Source organism: Streptomyces sp. NPDC041796, assembly GCF_055590785.1.
The window spans coordinates 72,377-94,783 of record NZ_JBVJAH010000022.1; the positions used below are offsets into that span (position 1 = coordinate 72,377).

A 22,407-nucleotide genomic window follows, 5' to 3' on the forward strand; every position below is an offset into this window, starting at 1 on the left:
CCCGCTGTGGGGCATCGGGGGCGCCGCCTCGGGGGGGGTGCCCACGGGGATCGTGGGTTCTCCCCCCCCGCCCCCGAAAAGGAACAGGGGGGGGGGGGGGGGGGGGGGGCCCCCCCCCCCCCCCACGACACCGAGGGCGACGGCGGTGAGCCTGCGCCGTCTCGGCATGCTTTCCGTTCCGGCGGGGACGACGCCACCGCCCGGGACCGTCGGTTCACCCGGGGCCGTCCGCCCGCCGGTCACCCCGTGCCCGTCCGCGCCGGCCTCCCCGGCGGGGTCCGCCTGCCCGGAGGGCTGTGTCCGGGGCGCCGCGGGGTGTCCCCGGAGCGCGGCGAGCTGTGCCCGGCCGGCCGCACGTTCACGGGCCCTGAGCCACTCCTCCGCCCGGCCGCCGTCACCGCACGCCCGCACGAACGCCAGGAGTGTCTCCGTCCGCGGCGGTATGTCGTGCGCCAGCATGGCGGCCAGGGTGCTGCGCGGCAGTACGTCTCCCACGGCCGCGGCCCGCTGTTCGAGACCGCGGTACGAAAGCCCGGAACGCTCCTTCAGGAGACGGAGCGACTGCATGAACCCGGGAATGTCCTGGATCTCGCTGAGTTCACCACGTCCCTGGCTGTCCATGCGTCCGATGGTGGGCGCGGGCCCGAGCTGCGACAACCGTCATCCTGGCCATTCTCGGGACGACGGCCCGCGTGGCCGTCAGATGAAGCCGAGCGCTGCGGCGCCGCCCACCCCGCCCAGCAGCATGAACGCGGGCATCAGCACCTTGAGCTCGACCCAGCTCCCCGCGCGGAAGCGCATCCCCTTCGGCGGTCCCACCGGATACCAGCGCTTGCCCCCGACCGGGATCGGCCACAGGACCGGGCAGCCCGAGACGGTCAGGGCGTCGCCGATGTCATGGACGAGGGCGCCCAGCACGATCGGCAGTCCGAGCCACAGGTACTCCTGCCCGGGCGCGGTGAACAGCCAGTCGGAGCCGTTCCCGGGCTTGTCCAGCACGCCCGCCAGGATCCACGCGCTGGTGGCTCCCAGCAGCCACACCAGGACGTCGCTGGACATCCGGGCCGCCCGCCACAGCAGGCCCTCCACCGCCAGTACCAGGTGGACGAAGAGGATCCCGAGGACCGCCCACCGGCCACCCGTGATCGCCAGGACGGACGCGCCCGCGCCGCACAGCACGGCCCACACCCAGGTGTGCGTGAGGGTGCGGTGGCCGCCGCTCCGGCGGGCGTCGGCCCGTGTCTTCGTGGCCTTGTAGACGGCGTACGACAGCTTGTCGACGATCTCGCACATACCGCGTGAGAGGGGGCCGAAGGCGCGCGAGATGGTCGCCGACTTGTGGTCGAGGTCGGGCGCGAGCGCCGCCCCGGCGCAGATCAGGGCGCCGACGACGAGCACCGGCCACGGCATCGGATGGCCGGCGGCGGCGGTCGCGGCCCCCACCCCCAGCCATGCGGCCGCGCCGGAGAGTGAGTGCGCCGGTCCCATCATGTGCGTTCCCCGCCCCGTTTGCTCTTGTCCTGCACCCCGGTTGACGGGACAGACTATCGCTCGTGATCTTCATCCGGACGGCCGGTTCCCGTTTCCGGACGCGAGCCAGGCAAGATGGGGGCGTGACCCTTATCGATCAGCTGCCGCCGGACGCCGACCCCGATGCCCTCTTCGAGGCCTTCTCGTCATGGGCCGAGGAGCGGGGCATCACCCTGTACCCGGCCCAGGAGGAGGCGCTGATCGAGGTGGTCTCGGGGGCCAATGTGATCCTGTCCACCCCGACCGGATCCGGAAAGTCGCTGGTGGCGGCAGGTGCGCACTTCACGGCGCTCGCCAATGACCAGGTGACCTTCTACACCGCGCCGATCAAGGCGCTGGTGTCGGAGAAGTTCTTCGACCTGTGCAAGCTCTTCGGCACCGAGAACGTGGGCATGCTGACCGGCGACGCGTCCGTGAACGCCGACGCGCCCGTGATCTGCTGCACGGCGGAGGTGCTGGCGTCGATCGCGCTGCGGGACGGCAAGGACGCGGACATCGGCCAGGTCGTGATGGACGAGTTCCACTTCTACGCCGAGCCGGACCGCGGCTGGGCCTGGCAGATCCCGCTGCTGGAGCTGCCGCAGGCACAGTTCGTCCTGATGTCGGCGACGCTCGGCGACGTGTCGATGTTCGAGAAGGACCTCACACGCCGCACGGGCCGCCCCACTTCCGTGGTGCGTTCGGCGACCCGGCCGGTCCCGCTGTCGTACGAGTACAAGCTCACCCCCATCACGGAGACGCTGACCGAGCTGCTGGAGACCAAGCAGGCGCCGGTCTACATCGTCCACTTCACCCAGGCCCAGGCGGTGGAGCGGGCGCAGTCGCTGATGAGCATCAACATGTGCTCGCGCGAGGAGAAGGACAAGATCGCCGAGCTGATCGGCAACTTCCGGTTCACCACCAAGTTCGGCAAGAACCTCTCGCGGTACGTACGGCACGGCATCGGTGTGCACCACGCCGGCATGTTGCCCAAGTACCGGCGCCTGGTCGAGAAGCTGGCACAGGCGGGCCTGCTGAAGGTGATCTGTGGAACGGACACCCTCGGCGTCGGGGTCAATGTCCCGATTCGTACGGTGTTGTTCACCGCGCTCACCAAGTACGACGGCAGCCGGGTGCGCACCCTGCGTGCCCGTGAGTTCCACCAGATCGCCGGCCGGGCCGGTCGCGCCGGGTTCGACACGGCCGGGTTGGTGGTGGCGCAGGCGCCCGAGCACGTCATCGAGAACGAGAAGGCGCTGGCCAAGGCGGGCGACGACCCGAAGAAGCGCCGCAAGGTGGTGCGGAAGAAGGCCCCGGAGGGCTTCGTCGGCTGGACCGAGAACACCTTCGAGAAGCTGATCGCCTCCGAGCCGGAGCCGCTCACCTCCCGCTTCCGTGTCACGCACACCATGCTGCTGTCGGTGATCGCCCGGCCCGGTGACGCGTTCCGGGCGATGCGCCGGCTCCTGGAGGACAACCACGAGCCGCGCAAGAACCAGCTACGGCACATCAGGCGGGCCATCGCGATCTACCGCTCCCTGCTGGACGGCGGGGTCGTCGAGCAGCTCGACAAGCCCGACGCCGAGGGCCGCACGATCCGGCTCACCGTCGACCTCCAGCAGGACTTCGCCCTGAACCAGCCGCTGTCGACCTTCGCCCTCGCGGCGTTCGACCTGCTGGACCCGGAGTCCCCCTCGTACGCCCTCGACATGGTGTCCGTCGTCGAGTCGACGCTGGACGACCCGCGCCAGATCCTCGCCGCCCAGCAGAACAAGGCGCGTGGCGAGGCGGTCGGCGCGATGAAGGCGGACGGTGTCGAGTACGAGGAGCGCATGGAGCGGCTCCAGGACATCTCGTACCCGAAGCCGCTGGAAGAGCTGCTGTGGCACGCGTACAACACGTACAAGAAGTCCCACCCGTGGGTGGGTGACCACCCCGTCTCGCCGAAGTCCGTCATCCGTGACATGTACGAGCGGGCGCTGTCCTTCACGGAGTTCACGTCCTTCTACGAGCTGGCGCGTACCGAGGGCATCGTGCTGCGGTACCTGGCGTCCGCGTACAAGGCGCTGGACCACACCATCCCGGACGACCTGAAGACCGAGGACCTCGAGGACCTGATCGCCTGGCTGGGCGAGATGGTCCGGCAGGTCGACTCCTCGCTGCTGGACGAGTGGGAGCAGCTGGCCAATCCGGAGGTCGAGACCGCCGAGGAGGCCCAGGAGAAGGCCGACCAGGTCAAGCCGGTCACGGCCAACGCCCGTGCCTTCCGCGTCCTGGTGCGCAACGCGATGTTCCGCCGTGTGGAGCTCGCCGCGCTGGACCAGCTGGCGGAGCTGGGCGAGATGGACGCCGAGTCCGGCTGGGACGAGGAGCGCTGGGCGGAGGCGATGGACGCCTACTGGGACGAGTACGACGACCTCGGCACCGGCCCGGACGCGCGCGGACCGAAGCTGCTGAGCATCGAGGAGGACGCGGCCCACGGACTGTGGCGCGTCCGGCAGACCTTCGCCGACCCGAACGGTGACCACGACTGGGGCATCAGCGCGGAGGTGGACCTGGCGGCCTCGGACGAGGAGGGCCGCGCGATCGTCCGCGTCACCGACGTCGGCCAGCTCTGAAAGGAATGTGGATGACCAACCCCGCCGAGAGACTCGTCGACCTGCTCGACCTGGAGCAGATCGAGGTCAACATCTTCCGCGGCGCCAGCCCGCAGGAGTCCCTGCAACGGGTCTTCGGTGGGCAGGTCGCCGGCCAGGCCCTGGTCGCGGCCGGCCGCACCACGGAGGGCGACCGTCCGGTCCACTCGCTGCACGCCTACTTCCTGCGGCCCGGCATCCCGGGCCTGCCGATCGTGTACCAGGTCGAACGGGTACGGGACGGACGGTCGTTCACCACACGGCGGGTGACCGCGATCCAGCGCGGCAAGACGATCTTCAATCTGACGGCCTCCTTCCACCAGCCGGAGGAGGCGGGCTTCGAGCACCAGTTGCCGCCGCGCCTGGACTTCCCGCTGCCGGAGGAGCTGCCGTCGGTGGCGGACGAGGTGCGGGAGCACCTGGGCGCGCTGCCGGAGGCGATGGAGCGGATGGCGCGGCGCATGCCGTTCGACATCCGGTACGTCGACCGGCTGCGCTGGACGGCGGAGGAGGTCAAGGACGCCGACCCGCGCAGCGCGGTGTGGATGCGCGCGGTGGGCCCGCTGGGCGACGACCCGCTCGTTCACACGTGCGCGCTGACGTACGCCTCCGACATGACCCTGCTGGACGCGGTCCGCATCCCGATCGAACCGCTGTGGGGTCCGCGGGGGTTCGACATGGCGTCGCTGGACCACGCGATGTGGTTCCACCGCCCGTTCCGCACCGACGAGTGGTTCCTGTACGACCAGGAGTCCCCGATCGCGACGGGCGGGCGGGGTCTGGCGCGCGGCCGGATCTACGACCGCGAGGGACGGCTGCTGGTGTCGGTGGTGCAGGAGGGCCTGTTCCGCCGTCTCTGAGGCCGCCCGTGCGCCCTACAGGCCCGGCAGCGCGTCCTGGTCGACCTCGTGGCGCCGGGTCCTGATGCCGGGACCGGCCGGGTGGAGCTTGGTGTCGCAGGCGGGCCCGAGGCCGGTGCGCCGGGAGGCGGCCCCGGTCAGCGGCCTCCCGCACAGCCGGCACCGCACCGGCCGCGGGCGGTCGGTGGCGGGCTCGGGCGCCGGCTCGGTCTCCGGCGGAGGCGGTTCCTGATGCACACCCGCCTGTCTACCAGGCGGGGCATGTTTTGATCGACCCAGTTGCAGTGCCCTTGGCAGTGCCCTTTAGAGGAGGAGTCCCCCGCATGTCCCTGTACGACATCCCGCTGCGCACCCTGTCCGGTGACCCGACGACCCTGGCCGAGTACAAGGGCCGGGTGGTCCTCGTGGTCAACGTCGCCTCGAAGTGCGGTCTGACCCCGCAGTACGAGGGTCTGGAGCGGCTCCAGAAGACGTACGGCGACCGGGGCTTCACGGTGCTGGGCGTACCGTGCAACCAGTTCGGCGGCCAGGAGCCGGGCACGGCCGAGGAGATCGGCACGTTCTGCTCGGCGACGTACGGCGTGACGTTCCCGATGCTGGAGAAGACGGACGTCAACGGCCCGGGCCGGCACCCGCTCTACGTGGAGCTGACGAAGACCGCGGACGGGGACGGCGAGGCCGGGGACGTCCAGTGGAACTTCGAGAAGTTCCTGATCTCCCCGCAGGGTGAGGTGACCCGCTTCCGCCCGCGCACCGAGCCGGAGGCGGCCGAGCTGGTCGCGGCGATCGAGGCGCGGCTCTCCGCCTGACCCGTACGGCTCGTGGTCGGCGCCGGTCCCCCGCGGGGGGCCGGCGCCTTTTCGTTGCCCGGACTGGTACCGCTCTTTTCCTTTCCGCCCCGGGCGTATTCGGAAAACGCTACGGAATGGAGCGTAATTACGTGCGCCACATTTTCCGTTCTTCTGGGCGCACGGGCATTGACGTACCTCGACTACTCGCCAGTAGCCTCCTCTGGCGCCCCCCACGCGCCCCTTCACCGAGGTAGGTCATGAAAAAGAACCTGCTAGTCGTCGCCGTGGCGAGCACCCTGCTCGGGCTGGTCACCGCCGTCCCCGTCGAAGCCGCCGACACCGCCCCGGCGTCCACGTTCCGCCCCGGCAGTAATCCCATCCTTTTCGTCCACGGATACAGCTCTTCCGGGTCCTACTGGAACACCATGGCCGACAGATTCCGTGCGGACGGCTGGCCCTCGACCCACCTGCGCCAGTGGAGTTACGACTGGCGCCAGTCCAATGCCACCACGGCACGGGGAATCGCCGCGGAGGTCGACCGGCTCCTCGCGGAGACCGGCGCGGCCGAGGTCGACATCGTCACCCACTCCATGGGCGGCCTGTCCAGTCGCCACTACACGAAGACGCTCGGCGGCAACGGGAGGACCGACGCCTGGGTCTCCCTGGGCGGACCCAACCACGGCACCGACGCGGCCAACTCGTGCTTCGACACCTCGTGTACGGAGATGCGCGTCGGCTCCGCCTTCCTCACCACGCTCAACTCCGGCGACGAGACCCCCGAGGGCCCGCGCCACGCCACGTGGTGGTCGCCCTGCGACACCTTCATCAACCCGGACAGCAGTGTCGCCCTGAGCGGCGCCACCAACACCCGGACCGCCTGCCTCGGTCACAACGCCCTGGGCTCCGACCCGGTGGTCTACGGACAGGTCAGGGACTTCGTGAACGGCTGACGCCGGTCACCGCCCCGCGGAGCCCCGGGGGGGGCAGGCCTCCGGAGCTCACGGGCACGTCACTCGCATCCGATGCCGTCGCCGTCGCGGTCCAGCCGGTGAGGGTCGTCATCACCGACCCACACGGGGCCGGAGACGTCGGCACAGTCCAGGTCGGGCCCGGGCGGCGGCCCGGCGGGCAGCCCGGCGCCGTCCGGCTCGGACGGCCGGGCGGGCCGCTCCGGCGGGGGCGGTGACGGCGGCGGGGGTGCGGGGGTGGTGTCGCAGGCGGACCAGAGACCCGCATCGGCCTGCCGAGCGGCGCTCTGCGCCCGGGAGATCTCCGGCCAGTACTTGTCGTTGGGCTCGTACAGCACGGCCTTCGCGTAGCCGCCGCGGACCAGGGACTCGTTGACGAAGACGCCCTGCTCGTTCCACACGTGGAGCAGGTAGCGGCCGTACCGGTCCTTGAGGTCCTCGTCGGCCTCCGTCCGGAGCCTGCTGCCCGGCGGCAGCAACCGCTCGGTGCGGGCGGTGGCTTCGTCACTGAAGCAGTCGCCCCGCTCGGGGGCGTCGATCTGGAGCAGCCGCACGCGCGCCTCGGTGCCGACGGGGATGATCCGGCCGTCGCCGCGTACCTCGATGGTGTCGCCGTCGATCACCCGCTCCACCACGGGACCGCGCGGGGCCGGAACCGTGGGCCGCTCGGGCGGCGGAGCGGCGGGCCTCCGCTGCTCCGGTACGGCCGCGGGCGGCGGCTCCGGATCGGCGGGTGGAGGCTTGGACGGCGGCTTGGGCGCGGGCGGAGCCGGCGGCTTGGGCGCGGGCTCGGCCGGGGGCGGGGGCTCTTCGACGGCGGCCGGCGGCTTGGGGGCGGATTCGTCCTTCACCGCTTCCAGGAGCGCGCCCAGTCCGCCGAAGGCCAGGACGGCGACCAGAACGGCGAGCAGTGCCGTGAGCCAGGGGTGCCTCGGGCGCATGTCGCCCCCCTCTCAGAGGGGTGTTCTCCAGTACAGCACTTTTTGCCCCGGTCCGGTCAGGCCACCGCACTGAGGGTGTCCGCGAGGCGATGGCGGGTGGCCCGGGCGGCGGGCAGGGCGGCCAGGGCGGCTGCTCCCGCGACAGCGGTGGCGACGAGCGCCAGGAGGTGGAGCGGGGGCGGGGCGTGGGCGATGCCGGCGCCGACGCCGGTGGCGTGGGCCTCGTGGTCGATCAGCCAGTGGGCGAACGGGACGCCGAGCGCGGTGCCGACGAGGGCGGCGGCCAGGGCGGCGCACCCGATGGCGGTGACCGTGACGGTGGTGATCTGGCGCGGGGAGAGGCCGATGGCCTTCAGGGCGAGCAGGTCCCGTTCGCCGTCCCGGACGGTGCCGCCGATGGCCGTGGACAGTTCGGTGAGGCCGATGAGGGCCAGGACGGCGATCAGTCCGGCGACGACACCCCGCAGCGCGGAGAGGCGGTCGGCCGGACTGGTGACCTCGTGGAGGTCCAGGCGGCCGGCGGAGGCGTCGGCGAGCTCGGCGCTCACCGCGCGGGGGTCGGCGCCGGGGCGCAGTTGGAGCTGGTAGAGGCTGGGGCGCAGGCCGGGGTCGTTCTCGCGGAGGGTGTCGAGCGAGGTGGAGATGACCCGGCCGCCGTTCTCCGGTTCGATGCTGCGGCCGACGATGTGCAGCACCTGCGGGTGGCCGCCGACGGTCAGCCGTACCCAGTCGCCGACGCGGGCGCCGAGCAGATCGAGGAGGCCCTGCCCGGCGACGGCCTCGTCGGGGCCGTGGGCGGCGCGCCCCTCGGCGATGGAGTACGGGTAGGGCCGCTCGCGAGTGCCGAGGCCGCGCAGCGCGATGGTGCCGGTCTGGCCGGGGACCAGGGCGGCGACCTCCAGACCGGGGTGGGCGGCGGTGACGTGCCGGTTGGCCCGGAGCAGCGCGGTCGCCTCGCGGTCGGTGAGCGTGTCGCCGGGGCGGGCGGTGAGCGCGGCGGCGAGGCCGACCTGCTCGGGGTGGCTGTCGAACCGTTCGATGGTGGTCCACGCGCCGAGCGCCACGGTGATCAGCATCAGGGGAAGGGCGAGGCGCACGATGGTGGCCGGGGCGCGGCGCCCCCGTCCGAAGGCGCGGTGCCAGCCGAGGACGAGCGCGGGCGGGACGCGCAGCGCGAGGGCCTTCCGGGCCGCGCCGGACAGTCCTCCGCCCGGGGCGGCGGCCGGGGGCAGGACCGGCACGGGCGGGACGCGCCCCGCCCGCCAGGCGGCCAGGCAGGTGGCCGCCCCGATGAACAGCACGGCCGCGACCGGGACGAGCAGGAGCACCGGGAGGTGGCCCGGCAGGCCTTGCCAGACCTGGACCGCGTCGCCGAGCCGCCCCGGCAGACGGCCGCCCAGGGTTCGTACGAGAAACGCGGCCAGGGCGGCGCCGAACACGGCGAACGTCAAATGCTGGACGAGGAAGATCCGTACGACCTGGCCCGGGGTGAAGCCGACGGCCTTGAGGACGGAGATGTCCCGGAGGTGGCCGCGCACCCGTGTGCTGATCGCACCGAACACCGCGAGGGCGGCGGCGATGAGGGCGCCCAGGCCGAACAGTCCGAGGACCTGGCCGAGAAGTTTGGTGTCGCCCTGTGCGTCGCCTCGGGCCTGCTGCCAGGTGGCGACGTCGCCGACGGCGCCCGCGCCGAGCGTGGTGACGGCACGCTGGACCGTGTAGTCGGTGTCGTCGGGGTCGGCGAGCCGCAGTCCGACGACCTGACCGGCGGTGCGGTCCTCGGGCACGGCGCGCGGCAGGGCCCACACGGTGCCGGGCCGTTCGCCGGGGCGGTAGCGGCGCTCGGCGGTCTCGGCGACGCCGAGGACGGTCAGTGTGCGTCCGGCGACGTCGAGCCGGTCGCCCGGTTCGGCCCACAGGGCGCGGGCGAGGCCCGCCTCGAGGACGACCCCGTCGGGTGTGGCGGGGTCGAGCCAGCGGCCGGAGGTGATCAGCGGGCGGCCCGTCGGGGGGAGGCCGGCGCCGGTGGCGCGCAGTTCCACGCCCGCGCGGGCGCCGCGTGAGGCGGCGGTGGTGGTGGCGGTGCGGTACGGGCCGGAGACGTCGGCGACGCCGTCGAGCGCGGCGAGCCGTCCGGTGTCGGCGGCGGGGCCGGTGTGGATCCAGACGTGCGCGCCGTGGGACTGGGTGAAGACCCGCTGCCAGGGGTTCGTCGCGTACCCGAACAGGGCGGCGGCGAGCAGCAGGGAGGCGACGATCCCGGCGGTGGCGGCGACGAGGAAGAGCGCCTCGCCCCGGTGGGTGCGGAGGTCGGCGTGCGCCCAGCGCAGCATGGCCCGCATCGCCGGTCAGTCCTTCAGGTCGTTCAGTGCGATGACGCCGGCCGGGCCGGTGCGGCGTGCCGGCGTCCCGCCGAGTTCGGCGTCGTCGGCTATCCGGCCGTCGAAGAAGCTGATGACCCGATCCGCGGCGCTGGCGAGCCGGGCGTCGTGGGTGACGAGAACGATGCTCTGCCCGCGCTGGTGGAAGCGGGTCAGCAGCCGCATGACCTCGCGGGTGCCCTTGCTGTCGAGGCTGCCGGCCGGTTCGTCGGCGAGCAGCAGGCGCGGCTGGTTGACCAGGGCGCGGGCGAGGGCGACGCGCTGCTGTTCGCCGCCGGACAGTTCGCCGGGCATGCTGCGCGCCTTGCCTTCGAGGCCGAGTTCGGCGAGGAGCTTCTCGCGCTCGGCGCGGGCCTGTTTGGCGGGGGTGCCGGCGAGGAGGGCGGGCAGTTCGACGTTGTCGGCGACGGTCAGGTTGGAGACGAGGTTGAAGAACTGGAAGACGATGCCGATGCGGCGGCGCCGCTCGACCGCCCAGCGTGCCTCGCTGTAGCCGTCGGTGCACTCGCCGTCGAGCCACAGGGAGCCGCTGTCGGGGCGCTGGAGCCCGCCGAGCAGGTGCAGCAGGGTGGACTTCCCGGCGCCGGACGGGCCGGTGACGGCGACGAATTCGCCGTGCCGTACGGCGAGGTCGACGCCGCGTACGGCGTGGGCGGGCGCGCCCTCGCCGTGGTGGGTCTTGACCAGGCCCTCGGCGCGCAGCAGGGGCACGGGTGTGGAGGTGTCCGTCATTGCAGGTCCTCCAGTTCCTCCTGGCAGCGCTCCAGCCAGTCGAGGTCGGCCTGGAGGTGCAGCATGGCGCCCTCGATCAGCAGGTGCGATATGCGGTTGTCCCGGTCTTCGGTCGCGGCCAGCTTGGAGAGGTTGCGCATGGTGTTGAGGTACTCGCGTCGCTGTTTGTTGATGAGGGTGATCTGGTCGGCGAGCCCGGTGCGGGGGGCGAGGGCGAGTTTCATGAAGAACTCGTCCCGGACCCTCGGTTCGTCGGCCGTCTCCTCGAACCAGGCGCGCAGTGCTTCCTGCCCGGCGTCGGTGAGGCGGTAGATCTTTTTGTTGGGCCGGCTCTCCTGGGCGATCTCCTCGCCCTCGATGAGGCCGGACTTCTCCAGCCGGCCGAGGGTCACGTAGACCTGGCCGACGTTGGTGGGAGGGTACGCGGCGCCCAGCAGTTGCTCAAGGTCCTGCTTGAGCTCGTAGCCGTGGGCGGGGCCTCGGGCCAGGAGGGCGAGGAGGGGAAGGCGCACCCGTGCTGTCCTCCTCCGCGTGCTCCCGATGTGATGTGGGCTCTAGTATCGCCCATGCCTAACGGGTATACATGCCCGCAGACGCGGACGCCGATGTCATGCGCCGGGTGTACTGGGAGGAACCTATGCGGTGGATACGTGCCGCGGGTAGGGGGCTCCTGGTTGCCATGGTCATTGTGACCGGGTACACGGCTTCCGGCGCCGCCCCGGCGGGCCCCGCGTCCGACGGCGGGCGGGGCCCGATGACCCTGGCCACGGCCGGTGACCTCACCGGTTACCTGGGCCGGGTGCTGGACGGCTGGAACCGTGCGCACCCGGGCGAGAAGGTGACACTGGTCGAGCTGCCGGACTCGGCGGACGAGACCCGGTCCCAGATGATCACGGATCTGCGCTCGGGTGCGGGCCGGTTCGACGTCCTCAACATCGATGTGGCGTGGACATCGGAGTTCGCCGCCGCCGGGTGGATCGCCCCGGTGGACCGCGACCGGTTCCCGCTGAGCGGTTTCCTGCCCCCGGTGGTGGACACGGCGACGTACGACGGAAAGCTGTACGCCGTCCCCTACGTCACGAACGCCGGAATGCTCTTCTACCGCAAGGACGTCCTCGACCGCGAGGGCGAGCGGCCGCCGCGCACCTGGGCGGAGCTGGAACGGCAGGCGCGGACGATCGCCCCGAGGCATGGTCTCGAGGGGTACGCGGGCCAGTTCCTGCCGTACGAGGGGCTGACGGTGAACGCCGCCGAGGCGGTGTACTCGGCGGGCGGCACGATCCTCGGTGACGAGGGCGAGCGGGTCACGGTCGACTCGGCGGCGGCGCGCGCGGGGATCGGTTTCCTGGCGCGGGGCGTGCGGGACGGCTGGATCCCCCGGGAAGCGCTGACCTACACGGAGGAGGAGTCGCGGCAGGCGTTCCAGGACGGCCGGCTGCTGTTCCTGCGCAACTGGCCGTACGCCTGGGCCGGCGCGTCCGGGAGGGACTCCCGGGTGGCGGGGAAGTTCGGCGCGGTGCCGTTGCCGGGGCCCGAGGGGCCGGGCACGAGCGTGCTGGGCGGGTCGAACCTGGCGGTGAGCAGCCATGCGCGGCACCCGGAGTCGGCGCGCGACCTCCTCGCGTACCTCACGAGTGAACAGGTGCAGCGCCGCGTGCTGACCGAGGGCGCCCTGCCGCCGGTACGGGCCGCGCTCTACGAGGACCCCGCCCTGGTGCGCCGGTTCCCCTACCTGCCCGCGCTGCGGGCGAGCGTGCTGGCGGCGGAGCCGCGCCCCAAGAGCCCGCACTACCAGCAGGTCAGTCTGGCCGTGCAGGCCGTGGTCCATGACGCGATGGCGCAGCGCCAGACGCCCGAGGCAGCCGTGCGGCGGCTCGCCGGGGAGCTCGCGGCCATCGCCGGCCGTCGCTGAGACCATCCCACCCTCATAGTTATCTGTTAGGTAACCACAAGCTGTCTCAGCCATGGGACATACCGGAACATAAGCCCCCAACTTCCGCTGTTTTCTGCACCATCGTTGACACCCTCTCGTCATGGCTACTTAACATGCATGCATAACCGCTACCCGCTCTGGATGGCGCGCACCCCTTCACGAAGAAACAGGTCAACGGGTGATGCTCACCGCTCCGGCCGACGACGGCCTCTCGCAGCACCTCACGCACCGGTCCGCCCACCCCTGGTGGCGCGACGCGGTGATCTATCAGGTGTACGTCCGCAGCTTCCTGGACAGCACCGGTGACGGCATCGGCGACCTCGCCGGAGTCCGCGCCGGCCTGCCGTACCTCAAGAAGCTCGGCGTCGACGGCATCTGGCTGAGCCCGTTCTACCCGTCGCCCCAGGCCGACCACGGCTACGACGTCGCCGACTACTGCGATGTGGACCCCGTCTTCGGCGACCTCGACGAGTTCGGCCGCCTGGTGGGCGACGCCCACCGGCTCGGGATCAAGGTGCTGCTGGACATCGTCCCCAATCACTGTTCCAGCGAGCACGCCTGGTTCCGCGAGGCGCTCGCCTCCGCCCCTGGCAGCGAGGCCCGGGCCCGCTTCCACTTCGCCGAGGGCCGCGGCCCTGGCGGCGACGTCCCGCCCAACAACTGGCACGCCATGTTCGGCGGTCCCGCCTGGAGCCGGGTGACCGAGCAGGACGGCACGCCCGGCCAGTGGTACCTGCACATGTTCACGCCCGAGCAGCCCGACCTGAACTGGCGCAACCCCGAGGTGGCCGCCCACTTCGACCACGTGCTGCGGTTCTGGCTCGACCGGGGCGTCGACGGGTTCCGCATCGATGTGGCCGCCGGTCTGTTCAAGCACCCCGACCTGCCGGACTCCCCCGACCCGGAGGCCGACGCCCGCACCCGCGACTCGGTCAACCCGCTGGCCTGGAACCAGCCCGAGGTGCACGACGTGTGGCGCCACTGGCGCGCCGTGTGCGAGGAGTACACGTCCCGTGACGGCCGCGAGCGGCTGCTGGTCGGCGAGGTGTCCGTACCGACTGCCCGCGAGCACGCCAAGTACGTCCGACCCGACGAACTGCACCAGGCCTTCTTCTTCGACCTGCTGAGCGCCCCCTGGGACGCCGACACGTTCCGTACGGTCATCGACGAGGCGATACGGGACATCGCGGGCACCGGTTCCACCGTCACCTGGGTGCTCAACAACCACGACCAGGTGCGCACCGTGACCCGCTACGGCGAGTCCGGCACCGAGGGCAGTGGTCTGGGCGCCGCACGGGCGCGGGCCGCGGCGCTGCTGATGCTGGCGCTGCCGGGTGCCGCGTACATCTACCAGGGCGAGGAGCTCGGCCTGCCGGAGGTCGTGGACCTGCCGGACGAGGTACTCACCGACCCGATCTTCCGGCGCACCGGCAGCCGGGCCCGGATCCGTGACGGCTGCCGCGTACCGCTGCCGTGGTCGGGGCACGCCTCGCCGTTCGGGTTCAGCACCGGCGCCGAGAGCGCCAAGCCGTGGCTGCCGCAGCCCGGCTGGTTCGCCGAGCACGCCACCGACCGGGCGCTCGCCGACACGCGCTCGTTCTGGCACCTGTACCGCGACGGCCTGCAGCTGCGGCACGGACTGCCGCAGCTCGGCGAGGGCACCCTGCGCTGGCTGGAGTCACCGCCCGGTGTCCTGGCCTTCGAGCGCGGCGAGGGTCTCGTCTGCGCCGTCAACTTCACCGCCGACCCGGTGCCCGCACCGGTCTCCGGCGCCCCCCTGCTGTCCAGCGGCCCTTGCCCGGCCGGCGTACTGCCCGGATCCACCGCCGCCTGGTGGACCGGTGACCACACCACCTCGGAGGTATCACGATGATGACGCGACGACGGATGGCGATGGCGTGCTGTTCGGCGCTGACCCTGGCCCTGGGGGCGACCGCCTGCGGCGGCGGCCCGGTGAGCGCGGGCGGCGGGAGCAAGGAACTCAGTGGCCAGACCCTCAACGTGGCCGGTGTGTGGTCCGGGGCCGAGCAGAAGAACTTCCAGAAGGTGCTGGACGCCTTCAGCGAGAAGACCGGCGCCAAGACCCAGTTCACGTCGACCGGTGACAACGTCTCCACGGTGGTCGGCAGCAAGATCGAGGGCGGCAACGCCCCGGACGTGGTGATGGTCCCCCAGGTCGGCGTGCTCCAGCAGTTCGCGAAGAAGGGCTGGCTCAAGCCGCTCTCCGACAAGGCCGCGACCGCCGTGCACACCAACTTCGCGCCCGTCTGGTCGATGTACGGCACGGTCGACAGCAAGCTGTACGGCCTGTACTTCAAGGCGGCCCACAAGTCGACCGTCTGGTACAGCCCGGAGGCGTTCGAGCAGGCGGGCGTCAAGCCGCCGAAGACCTACGAGGAGATGCTCAAGTCCGCGCAGGCGGTCTCCGACTCGGGTCTGCCGGCCTTCGCGGTCGCCGGTGAGGACGGCTGGACGCTCACCGACTGGTTCGAGAACATCTACCTCTCCCAGGCCGGTCCCGAGAAGTACGACCAGCTCGCCAAGCACGAGATCGCGTGGACCGATCCCACCGTGGTGAAGGCCCTGACCACCCTCGGCAAGCTGTTCTCCGACAAGAAGCTGATCGCGGGCGGCCAGAAGGGCGCGCTGAGCACCGACTTCCCGGGTTCCGTGGAGAAGGTGTTCGGCCCCGAGCCCGAGGCCGGGATGGTGTACGAGGGAGACTTCGTCGCCGGTATCGCCAAGGACCAGTTCGGCAAGAAGATCGGCCAGGACGCCACCTTCTTCCCCTTCCCCGCCGTCGCCGGCGGCAAGGCGCCGGTGGTCAGCGGCGGTGACGCGGCCGTCGTCCTGAAGGACGGCAAGAACCAGAAGGCCGCGACGGCCTTCATGGAGTACCTGGCCACCCCCGAGGCGGCCGCCGTGTGGGCGAAGGCGGGCGGGTTCCTCTCCCCCAACAAGAAGCTGGACCTCGCCTCGTACGGTGACGACACTCTCCGCGAGACGGCCAAGTCGCTGATCGCGGCCGGGGACTCGGTGCGCTTCGACATGTCGGACCAGACGCCTGCCTCCTTCGGCGGCACCAAGGGCGTGGGCGAGTGGAAGCTGCTCCAGGACTTCCTGCGCGACCCGTCGAACCCGGCGGCCACCGCGGCGGCGCTCGAAGCCGCGGCGGCCAAGGCGTACAAGGGCTGACGACATGACCACCCTCACCACTTCCGTGGGGGCCGCGGGTCCCCGGCGGCGCGCCCAGCGCCGCCGGCGGACCATCGCCGTCGCCTTCGTCCTGCCGGCGCTGCTGCTCCTCGGCGCGCTGGTCGTCTACCCCGTCCTGTTCTCCGTCGGCCGCAGCTTCTTCGACGCGGCCGGGACCCGGTTCGTCGGCGGGGAGAACTACGCGGAGATGTTCCGCGACCCCGCCACCCTGACCGCCATCCGCAACAGCGCGATCTGGGTGGTCGTCGCCCCGACGCTGCTCACCGGGCTCGGGCTGATCCTCGCGGTGCTGGTGGAGAAGGTCCGCTGGGCCACCGCGTTCAAGCTGCTGCTGTTCATGCCGATGGCCGTCTCCTTCCTGGCCGCGGGCATCATCTTCCGGCTCGCCTACGAGGAGGACCCCGACAAGGGCGTGCTCAACGCCGCGGTGGTCGGCGTGCACGACGTCTTCGAGGACGGCTCCTCGTACCCGACCGCCCGCCCCCGGGAGGACCAGGGGCTGCGGAAGGGCCCGGACGGGTCGTACGGCACGGCCGAGGCCGTCGCGCCGGGCAGCGCCGTGGCCCTCGGCCTGGTGGGCGTACCGCCCAAGGAGATGCCCGCGGAGGCGAAGCCGGCGTCTTCGCCGAAGGCCGCCGCGGACGAGGTGCGCGGTGTCGTCTACCTGGACTTCACGCCCGGCGGCGGGGGGCGGCCGGGCGTGATCGACACGGCCGAACGCGGCCTGCCGGGGATGGCGGTGGAAGCCGTACGGGACGGGAAGACGGTCGCCACGGCGACGACGGCGGCGGACGGCTCGTTCCGCTTCGCCGACCTCACGGACGGCTCGTACACGGTGAAGCTGCCGGCGGCGAACTTCGCGCCGCCCTACGAGGGCGTCTCCTGGCTCGGCCCGGCCCTGGTCACCCCGGCGATCATCGGCGCGTACCTGTGGATCTGGACCGGCTTCGCCATGGTGCTCATCGGCGCCGGACTGTCGTCGCTGCCGCGTGACGCCCTGGAGGCGGCGCGGATGGACGGGGCGAGCGAGTGGCAGGTGTTCCGCCGGATCACCGTGCCGCTGCTGGCGCCGGTGCTGACGGTCGTCTTCGTGACCCTGGTGATCAATGTGATGAAGGTCTTCGACCTGATCTACATCATCGCGCCCGGCCCGGTGCAGGAGGACGCCACGGTCCTCGCCACCCAGATGTGGCTCGTCTCCTTCGGCGGCGGCAACAACCAGGGGCTCGGCAGCGCACTCGGAGTGCTGCTCCTGCTCCTGGTGATCCCCGCCATGGTGTTCAACGTCCGCCGCTTCCGCAGGAGCCAGTCATGAGCGCGACCGTCACCGCACCCCCCTCGAAACCGTCCGCCTCGCCCCCGCCCCCGCCCGCGCGGACCGCACCCACCCGGCCGCGGGGCGGCAGGCTCCGCCGCTGGCTGGGCAACGGCCTGGTCCAGGCGTTCCTCGCGGTGGTCGGCCTCGTCTGGATCACCCCGGTGGCCGGACTGCTGCTGTCGTCGCTGCGCTCGGCCAACGACAACGCGGCGAGCGGCTGGTGGACCGCGCTGACCAGTCCGGGGCAGCTGTCCCTGGACAACTACTCGGCGCTGCTGGGCAACGCGGGGATCACCAGGGCGTTCTGGAACACCGTGCTGATCTCGGTGCCCACGACCGTCCTCGTCGTGGTCGTCGCGGCGCTGGCCGGATACGCCTTCGCCTGGCTGGAGTTCCCCGGCCGGGACTGGATCTTCCTGGCGGTGGTGGCGCTGCTGGTGGTGCCGGTGCAGGTGGGCCTGCTGCCGGTCGCCAAGCTCTTCGGGCAGCTCGGCCTGTTCGGCACGATCCCGGGCGTGGTGCTGTTCCACGTCGCGTACGGGCTGCCGTTCGCCGTGTTCCTGCTCCGCAACTACTTCGCCGACATCCCGCGCGAGATGCTGGAGGCCGCCCGCATGGACGGCGGCGGCGAGTGGCGGATCTTCACCCAGCTGGTACTTCCGGTGGGCAGGCCCGCGATCGCGAGCCTGGCGATCTTCCAGTTCCTGTGGGTGTGGAACGACATGCTGGTGGCGCTGCTCTTCGCGGACAGCTCCTCGCAGCCCCTGACGGTGGAGCTCCAGTCCCAGGTGCGTCAGTTCGGCAGCAACATCGACGTCCTCGCGCCGGGCGCCTTCCTGTCCCTGATCGTGCCGGTGGTGGTGTTCTTCGCCTTCCAGCGGCACTTCGTCCAGGGCGTGATGGCGGGTTCCGTCAAGTGAGGTTACGGGTACGGGCGGGGGGGGGGGGGGGGGGGGGGGGGGGGGGGGGGGGGGGGGGGGGGGGGGGGGGGGGGAGGGGGGGGGGGGGGGGGGGGGGGGGGGGAGGGGGGGGGGGGGGGGGGGGGGTGTCTACCCCCCCCCCCCCCCCCCCCCCCCCCCCCCCCCCCCCCCCCCCCCCCCCCCCCCCCCCCCCCCCCCCCCCCCCCCCCCCCCCCCCCCCCCGCTGCCCGCTCAGCGGATCGGCATGCCCGACAGGGTTCGGGCGATGACCAGGCGCTGGACCTCGCTCGTCCCCTCGAAGATGGTGTAGATCGCGCTGTCGCGGTGCATCCGCTCCACCGGGTACTCGCGGGTGAAGCCGTTGCCGCCGAGGATCTGGACGGCCTGCGCCGTGACCTTCTTGGCGACCTCGCTCGCGTAGAGCTTGGACATGGAGCCCTCGGCGGAGGTGAACGGCTTGCCGGTGGTGGCCATCCAGGACGCGCGCCAGACGAGGAGCCGGGCGGCGTCGATCTGGGTGCGCATGTCGGCCAGTTGGAAGGCGACGCCCTGGTTGTCGATGATGGGGCGGCCGAACTGGACGCGGGTCCGGGCGTAGTCCAGCGCCACTTCGTACGCGGCGCGGGCGGTACCGACGGCCATGGCGCCGACGGCGGGGCGGGAGGCCTCGAAGGTGGCCATGGCGGCGTTCTTCACGCGCTCCCCCCCGGCCTTGGCCTTCTCCCTGGCGCGGGCGAGGCGCTCGTCGAGCTTCTCCTTGCCGCCGAGCAGACAGGAGCCGGGGACGCGGACGTCCTCGAGGACGACCTCGGCCGTGTGGGAGGCGCGGATGCCGTGCTTCTTGAACTTCTGGCCCTGGGAGAGGCCGGGGGTGTCCGGCGGGACGATGAAGGAGGCGTGGCCCTTGGAGCCGAGGCCGGGGTCGACGACGGCGACGACGACGTGGACATTGGCGATGCCGCCGTTGGTCACCCACGTCTTGGTGCCGTTGAGGACCCATTCGTCCTTGGCCTCGTCGTAGACCGCGCGGGTACGCATGGAGGCGACGTCCGAGCCGGCGTCGGGCTCGGAGGAGCAGAAGGCGGCGACCTTGACGTCGTCGGGGTCGCCGTACATCTGCGGGATCCAGGTGCCGATCTGTTCCTCGGTGCCGTTGGCGAGGACGCCGACGGCCGCCAGGCCCGTGCCGACGATGGACAGGCCGATGCCCGCGTCGCCCCAGAACAGCTCCTCCATGGTCATGGGGATGCCGAGCCCGGTGGGGTCGAAGAACGCTTGCGCGTAGAAGTCGAGGGAGTAGATGCCGACCTTGGCGGCCTCCTGGATGATGGGCCAGGGGGTCTCCTCGCGCTCGTCCCACTCGGAGGCGGCCGGCCGGATCACGTCCTTGGCGAAGCCATGCAGCCAGTCACGGACCTGCTTCTGGTCGTCGTTGAGTTCAAACGTGAACTCGGCCATGTTCCCTCCCGGCGTGTTACTTGCGGTAACCGGCAGTCTGTTACCGGCAAGTAGCGGCTGTCAACAGGCCGCCTCGACGGGGTGGGTGTTAGGTTGCGCGGGTCTTTGGGACATCGCACGGGCGGGGAGAGACACGCTATGGAGACCACACACCGGACCGACCAGCAGCGGTCGGCCGACCAGCGGCGACGCGAACTGCTCGAGGCCGCGGACCGCGTGGTCCTCCGGGACGGGCCACAGGCGTCGATGAACGCCATCGCCGCCGAGGCCGGCATCACCAAGCCGATCCTGTACCGCCACTTCGGCGACAAGGGCGGCCTGTACCGGGCCCTCGCGAAGCGCCACACCGACGCCCTGCTGTCCGCGCTGCAGTCGGCGCTCGACGCCCCCGCCGACCGGCGCCGGCGGGTGGAGGCGACGCTCGACACCTACCTGGCCGCCATCGAGGCACGGCCTCAGGTGTACCGGTTCCTGATGCACCCGTCGGAGGAGACCGGAACCGGCCAGCAGTCGGAGCAGGGTTTCGACATAGGACGCCACTCGGCGCCCGTGCTGCGGCGCATGGGCGAGGAGCTCGCGCGGGTGATCGCCGAGCGCGTCGACCTCGGGCCGAACAGCGAGGTGATGGCCCGCGTGTGGGGGCACGGCATCGTCGGCATGATGCACGCCGCCGGCGACTGGTGGCTCGGCGAACGCCCTTGTACACGGGAAGAGTTGGTACGAGGCCTGGCGGACCTGCTCTGGGGCCGCCTGGAGCAGGTCGACGACAGGACGGACGGCCCGGGGTTCTGACCCCCGGCATTCGGGGGCGGGCGTCAGGAGCGGGCGTCGGGCACGACCGTCAGGAGCGGGCGGCCCACTTCGCCCGGCGCGCCGCGCGGAGGGCCTTGGCGCGGCGCCAGCCGGTGAGGCGGTCGGTGTAGACCGTGCCGTCCAGGTGGTCGCACTCGTGCTGGAGGCAGCGGGCGAAGAAGCCCGTACCCTCGACGCGCACCGGCGCGCCCAGCAGGTCCACGCCCTCCACCACCGCGCGGTCGAACCGTTCCGTACCCGCCTCCAGGCCGGGCAGGGACAAGCAGCCCTCCGGGCCGCGCACGGTCACCCCGTCGGCCTCCACCAGGCGCGGGTTGACGATGTGGCCGAGGTGGCGGACGTCCTCGTCGTCGGGGCAGTCGTAGACGAAGACCCGCGAGGCCACACCGATCTGGTTGGCGGCGAGACCGACGCCCTCGGCCGCGTACATCGTGGCGAACATGTCCTCGATGAGCCGGGACAGGGACGGGCCGAAGTCGCTGACGGGCTCACAAGGGGTGTGCAGGACCGGGTCGCCGAGCAGTGACATGGCTCGTACATGGCCGGAACTGCCGGGGATCGGCCGGTTTCGCATGGCGTCCAGCGTACGTTCCACCAGGCCGGAGGGTTTCAGCAGGTGGCGCGGTTCGGGCGCCCGGCCGTATCTCGATAGGCTGAGCCCGGACCCACGCTAGGAGGAACAAGGACGATGGCAGGCAACACGGAGCCGCTGTCGCCGCGCGCCAAGCTGGCCGTGACGGCAGGAAAGGCCGCAGCGGCGGTGTCACGCGCCGCGGGACGCGGCAGCGGATCGGTGATCGGCGGCCGGGTGGCGCTCAAGCTCGACCCCGAACTGCTGGGGCGGCTCGCGCAGCACCTGGACGTCGTCCTGGTGTCGGCGACCAACGGCAAGACCACCACCACCCGGCTGATCGCCGAGGCGCTGCGGGCCAGCGGCCCGGTCGTCTCGAACGCGCTCGGCGCGAACATGCCGGCAGGCATCACCTCCGCCCTCGCGGGCGGCTCGGACGCCAAGTACGGCGTGATCGAGGTCGACGAGAAGTACCTCGCCGGTGTCGCGCGGGACGTGGCGCCCAAGGCGATCGCGCTGCTCAACCTCTCGCGCGACCAGCTCGACCGTGCCGCCGAGACGCGGATGCTCGCCGAGAAGTGGCGCGAGGGCCTGTCCGGCTCGAAGGCGGTCGTCATCGCCAACGCCGACGACCCCCTCGTCGTCTGGGCCGCGTCCTCCTCCCCCAATGTCGTGTGGGTGGCGGCCGGTCAGGAGTGGAAGGACGACGCCTGGTCCTGCCCCGCCTGCGGCGGTGTGATGCAGCGCCCCGGCGACGACTGGTTCTGCGGCGAGTGCGGCTTCCGCCGGCCCGCCCCGAGCTGGGCGCTGAGCGGCGACCACGTACTGGACCCGCACGGTTCGGCCTGGCCGATCCACCTCCAGCTGCCGGGCCGCGCCAACCGGGCGAACGCCGCCACCTCAGCCGCCGTCGCGGCCGTGTTCGGCGTACCGCCGCAGGTGGCGCTGGAGCGCATGTACCAGGTGCAGGCGGTGGCCGGCCGGTACGACGTGGTGTCGTTCCAGGGCCGCGACCTGCGGCTGCTGCTGGCGAAGAACCCGGCGGGCTGGCTCGAAACGTTTTCGCTGATCGACCCGCCGCCGACGCCGGTCATCCTGTCGGTGAACGCCCGTGGGGCGGACGGCACGGACACCTCCTGGCTGTGGGACGTGGACTACACGCGGCTGGCCGGGCACCCGATCGTGGTCATCGGCGACCGGCGGCTGGACCTCGCGGTGCGGCTCGAAGTGGCGGGCCTGGACTTCCGGGTGTGCGAGACCGTGGACGAGGCGGTGCAGCTGTCCCCGCCCGGGCGGATCGAGCTGATCGCCAATTACACCGCGTTCCAGGACGTCCGCCGCCGCGTCGGCAACTGACCCC

At 71.9% G+C, this 22,407-nt stretch carries 19 protein-coding genes; 11 read left to right on the forward strand and 8 right to left on the reverse strand.

Annotation, left to right across the window (positions count from 1 at the left end):
- Positions 1–699: 699 nt before the first annotated feature.
- Positions 700–1,491 (reverse strand): metal-dependent hydrolase, encoded by a 792-nt coding sequence (locus ACZ6C1_RS32350; RefSeq protein ID WP_469245877.1) that lies wholly within the window; start codon positions 1,489–1,491, stop codon positions 700–702.
- 122 nt (positions 1,492–1,613) lie between these two features.
- On the opposite strand from ACZ6C1_RS32350, the gene ACZ6C1_RS32355 reads away from it, so the two are divergent.
- Positions 1,614–4,127 (forward strand): DEAD/DEAH box helicase, encoded by a 2,514-nt coding sequence (locus tag ACZ6C1_RS32355; protein ID WP_469245879.1) that lies wholly within the window; start codon positions 1,614–1,616, stop codon positions 4,125–4,127.
- An 11-nt stretch (positions 4,128–4,138) separates the two neighbouring features.
- Positions 4,139–5,005: an acyl-CoA thioesterase gene (locus ACZ6C1_RS32360; RefSeq protein ID WP_469245880.1), complete on the forward strand. Its 867-nt coding sequence runs from the start codon at positions 4,139–4,141 to the stop codon at positions 5,003–5,005.
- 15 nt (positions 5,006–5,020) lie between these two features.
- On the opposite strand, the gene ACZ6C1_RS32365 is transcribed toward ACZ6C1_RS32360, so the two are convergent.
- Positions 5,021–5,242, reverse strand: coding sequence for a DUF6011 domain-containing protein (locus tag ACZ6C1_RS32365; RefSeq protein WP_469245882.1), 222 nt, complete (start codon positions 5,240–5,242; stop codon positions 5,021–5,023).
- Positions 5,243–5,328: 86 nt separating this feature from the next.
- On the opposite strand from ACZ6C1_RS32365, the gene ACZ6C1_RS32370 reads away from it, so the two are divergent.
- On the forward strand, positions 5,329–5,814 hold the full coding sequence (locus ACZ6C1_RS32370) for a glutathione peroxidase (protein WP_469245883.1): 486 nt from the start codon (positions 5,329–5,331) through the stop codon (positions 5,812–5,814).
- Between the two features lie 239 nt (positions 5,815–6,053).
- Positions 6,054–6,746 carry an esterase/lipase family protein gene (locus ACZ6C1_RS32375; protein ID WP_469245885.1) on the forward strand — a complete coding sequence of 231 codons (693 nt, stop codon included), beginning with the start codon at positions 6,054–6,056 and terminating at the stop codon, positions 6,744–6,746.
- 59 nt (positions 6,747–6,805) lie between these two features.
- Here the strand turns inward: ACZ6C1_RS32375 and ACZ6C1_RS32380 are convergent, their stop codons facing one another.
- The 4 genes from ACZ6C1_RS32380 to ACZ6C1_RS32395 are packed head-to-tail and all read right to left on the reverse strand — an operon-like array spanning position 6,806 to position 11,330.
- Complete coding sequence (locus tag ACZ6C1_RS32380; RefSeq protein WP_469245887.1) at positions 6,806–7,705, reverse strand: thermonuclease family protein; 900 nt, start codon at positions 7,703–7,705, stop codon at positions 6,806–6,808.
- 56 nt (positions 7,706–7,761) lie between these two features.
- Positions 7,762–10,047, reverse strand: a complete 2,286-nt coding sequence (locus tag ACZ6C1_RS32385; protein WP_469245889.1) for an ABC transporter permease — start codon at positions 10,045–10,047, stop codon at positions 7,762–7,764.
- Between the two features lie 6 nt (positions 10,048–10,053).
- Positions 10,054–10,818 carry an ABC transporter ATP-binding protein gene (locus tag ACZ6C1_RS32390; protein ID WP_469245891.1) on the reverse strand — a complete coding sequence of 255 codons (765 nt, stop codon included), beginning with the start codon at positions 10,816–10,818 and terminating at the stop codon, positions 10,054–10,056.
- Positions 10,815–11,330, reverse strand: coding sequence for a PadR family transcriptional regulator (locus ACZ6C1_RS32395; RefSeq protein ID WP_469245893.1), 516 nt, complete (start codon positions 11,328–11,330; stop codon positions 10,815–10,817). Before ACZ6C1_RS32395 ends, ACZ6C1_RS32390 begins: the two co-directional genes overlap by 4 nt.
- Before the next feature lie 125 nt (positions 11,331–11,455).
- On the opposite strand from ACZ6C1_RS32395, the gene ACZ6C1_RS32400 reads away from it, so the two are divergent.
- The 5 genes from ACZ6C1_RS32400 (at position 11,456) to ACZ6C1_RS32420 (ending at position 18,205) form a co-directional block, all read left to right on the forward strand.
- A complete protein-coding gene (locus tag ACZ6C1_RS32400) occupies positions 11,456–12,730 on the forward strand; it encodes an ABC transporter substrate-binding protein (protein WP_469245939.1) in 1,275 nt (424 codons plus the stop codon).
- Between the two features lie 202 nt (positions 12,731–12,932).
- Positions 12,933–14,624, forward strand: coding sequence for a glycoside hydrolase family 13 protein (locus tag ACZ6C1_RS32405; protein ID WP_469245895.1), 1,692 nt, complete (start codon positions 12,933–12,935; stop codon positions 14,622–14,624).
- Positions 14,621–15,946 carry an ABC transporter substrate-binding protein gene (locus ACZ6C1_RS32410; RefSeq protein ID WP_469245897.1) on the forward strand — a complete coding sequence of 442 codons (1,326 nt, stop codon included), beginning with the start codon at positions 14,621–14,623 and terminating at the stop codon, positions 15,944–15,946. The genes ACZ6C1_RS32405 and ACZ6C1_RS32410 overlap by 4 nt, the downstream gene beginning before the upstream one ends.
- A 4-nt stretch (positions 15,947–15,950) precedes the next feature.
- Positions 15,951–17,282 carry a carbohydrate ABC transporter permease gene (locus ACZ6C1_RS32415; RefSeq protein WP_469245899.1) on the forward strand — a complete coding sequence of 444 codons (1,332 nt, stop codon included), beginning with the start codon at positions 15,951–15,953 and terminating at the stop codon, positions 17,280–17,282.
- Complete coding sequence (locus tag ACZ6C1_RS32420) at positions 17,279–18,205, forward strand: carbohydrate ABC transporter permease (RefSeq protein WP_469245901.1); 927 nt, start codon at positions 17,279–17,281, stop codon at positions 18,203–18,205. The genes ACZ6C1_RS32415 and ACZ6C1_RS32420 overlap by 4 nt, the downstream gene beginning before the upstream one ends.
- 231 nt (positions 18,206–18,436) lie before the next feature.
- Here the strand turns inward: ACZ6C1_RS32420 and ACZ6C1_RS32425 are convergent, their stop codons facing one another.
- Complete coding sequence (locus ACZ6C1_RS32425) at positions 18,437–19,663, reverse strand: acyl-CoA dehydrogenase family protein (protein WP_469245902.1); 1,227 nt, start codon at positions 19,661–19,663, stop codon at positions 18,437–18,439.
- A 138-nt stretch (positions 19,664–19,801) separates the two neighbouring features.
- Between ACZ6C1_RS32425 and ACZ6C1_RS32430 the strand changes: the two genes are divergently transcribed.
- On the forward strand, positions 19,802–20,455 hold the full coding sequence (locus ACZ6C1_RS32430; RefSeq protein ID WP_469245904.1) for a TetR/AcrR family transcriptional regulator: 654 nt from the start codon (positions 19,802–19,804) through the stop codon (positions 20,453–20,455).
- Between the two features lie 49 nt (positions 20,456–20,504).
- Here ACZ6C1_RS32430 and def read toward each other — a convergent pair whose 3' ends face one another.
- Positions 20,505–21,050: a peptide deformylase gene (gene def, locus ACZ6C1_RS32435; RefSeq protein WP_469245906.1), complete on the reverse strand. Its 546-nt coding sequence runs from the start codon at positions 21,048–21,050 to the stop codon at positions 20,505–20,507.
- A gap of 114 nt (positions 21,051–21,164) precedes the next feature.
- Between def and ACZ6C1_RS32440 the strand changes: the two genes are divergently transcribed.
- Positions 21,165–22,403, forward strand: coding sequence for a MurT ligase domain-containing protein (locus ACZ6C1_RS32440; RefSeq protein ID WP_469245908.1), 1,239 nt, complete (start codon positions 21,165–21,167; stop codon positions 22,401–22,403).
- Positions 22,404–22,407: the final 4 nt, after the last annotated feature.

Coding starts and splice junctions, on each gene's coding strand:
- ACZ6C1_RS32405 (WP_469245895.1), top strand. CDS start 12,933: ATGCTCACCGCTCCGGCCGACGACGGCCTCTCGCAGCACCTCACGCAC.
- ACZ6C1_RS32400 (WP_469245939.1), top strand. CDS start 11,456: ATGCGGTGGATACGTGCCGCGGGTAGGGGGCTCCTGGTTGCCATGGTC.
- ACZ6C1_RS32415 (WP_469245899.1), top strand. CDS start 15,951: ATGACCACCCTCACCACTTCCGTGGGGGCCGCGGGTCCCCGGCGGCGC.
- ACZ6C1_RS32420 (WP_469245901.1), top strand. CDS start 17,279: ATGAGCGCGACCGTCACCGCACCCCCCTCGAAACCGTCCGCCTCGCCC.
- ACZ6C1_RS32375 (WP_469245885.1), top strand. CDS start 6,054: ATGAAAAAGAACCTGCTAGTCGTCGCCGTGGCGAGCACCCTGCTCGGG.
- ACZ6C1_RS32350 (WP_469245877.1), bottom strand. CDS start 1,491: ATGATGGGACCGGCGCACTCACTCTCCGGCGCGGCCGCATGGCTGGGG.
- ACZ6C1_RS32410 (WP_469245897.1), top strand. CDS start 14,621: ATGATGACGCGACGACGGATGGCGATGGCGTGCTGTTCGGCGCTGACC.
- ACZ6C1_RS32430 (WP_469245904.1), top strand. CDS start 19,802: ATGGAGACCACACACCGGACCGACCAGCAGCGGTCGGCCGACCAGCGG.
- ACZ6C1_RS32380 (WP_469245887.1), bottom strand. CDS start 7,705: ATGCGCCCGAGGCACCCCTGGCTCACGGCACTGCTCGCCGTTCTGGTC.
- ACZ6C1_RS32390 (WP_469245891.1), bottom strand. CDS start 10,818: ATGACGGACACCTCCACACCCGTGCCCCTGCTGCGCGCCGAGGGCCTG.
- ACZ6C1_RS32370 (WP_469245883.1), top strand. CDS start 5,329: ATGTCCCTGTACGACATCCCGCTGCGCACCCTGTCCGGTGACCCGACG.
- ACZ6C1_RS32425 (WP_469245902.1), bottom strand. CDS start 19,663: ATGGCCGAGTTCACGTTTGAACTCAACGACGACCAGAAGCAGGTCCGT.
- ACZ6C1_RS32385 (WP_469245889.1), bottom strand. CDS start 10,047: ATGCGGGCCATGCTGCGCTGGGCGCACGCCGACCTCCGCACCCACCGG.
- def (WP_469245906.1), bottom strand. CDS start 21,050: ATGCGAAACCGGCCGATCCCCGGCAGTTCCGGCCATGTACGAGCCATG.
- ACZ6C1_RS32440 (WP_469245908.1), top strand. CDS start 21,165: ATGGCAGGCAACACGGAGCCGCTGTCGCCGCGCGCCAAGCTGGCCGTG.
- ACZ6C1_RS32360 (WP_469245880.1), top strand. CDS start 4,139: ATGACCAACCCCGCCGAGAGACTCGTCGACCTGCTCGACCTGGAGCAG.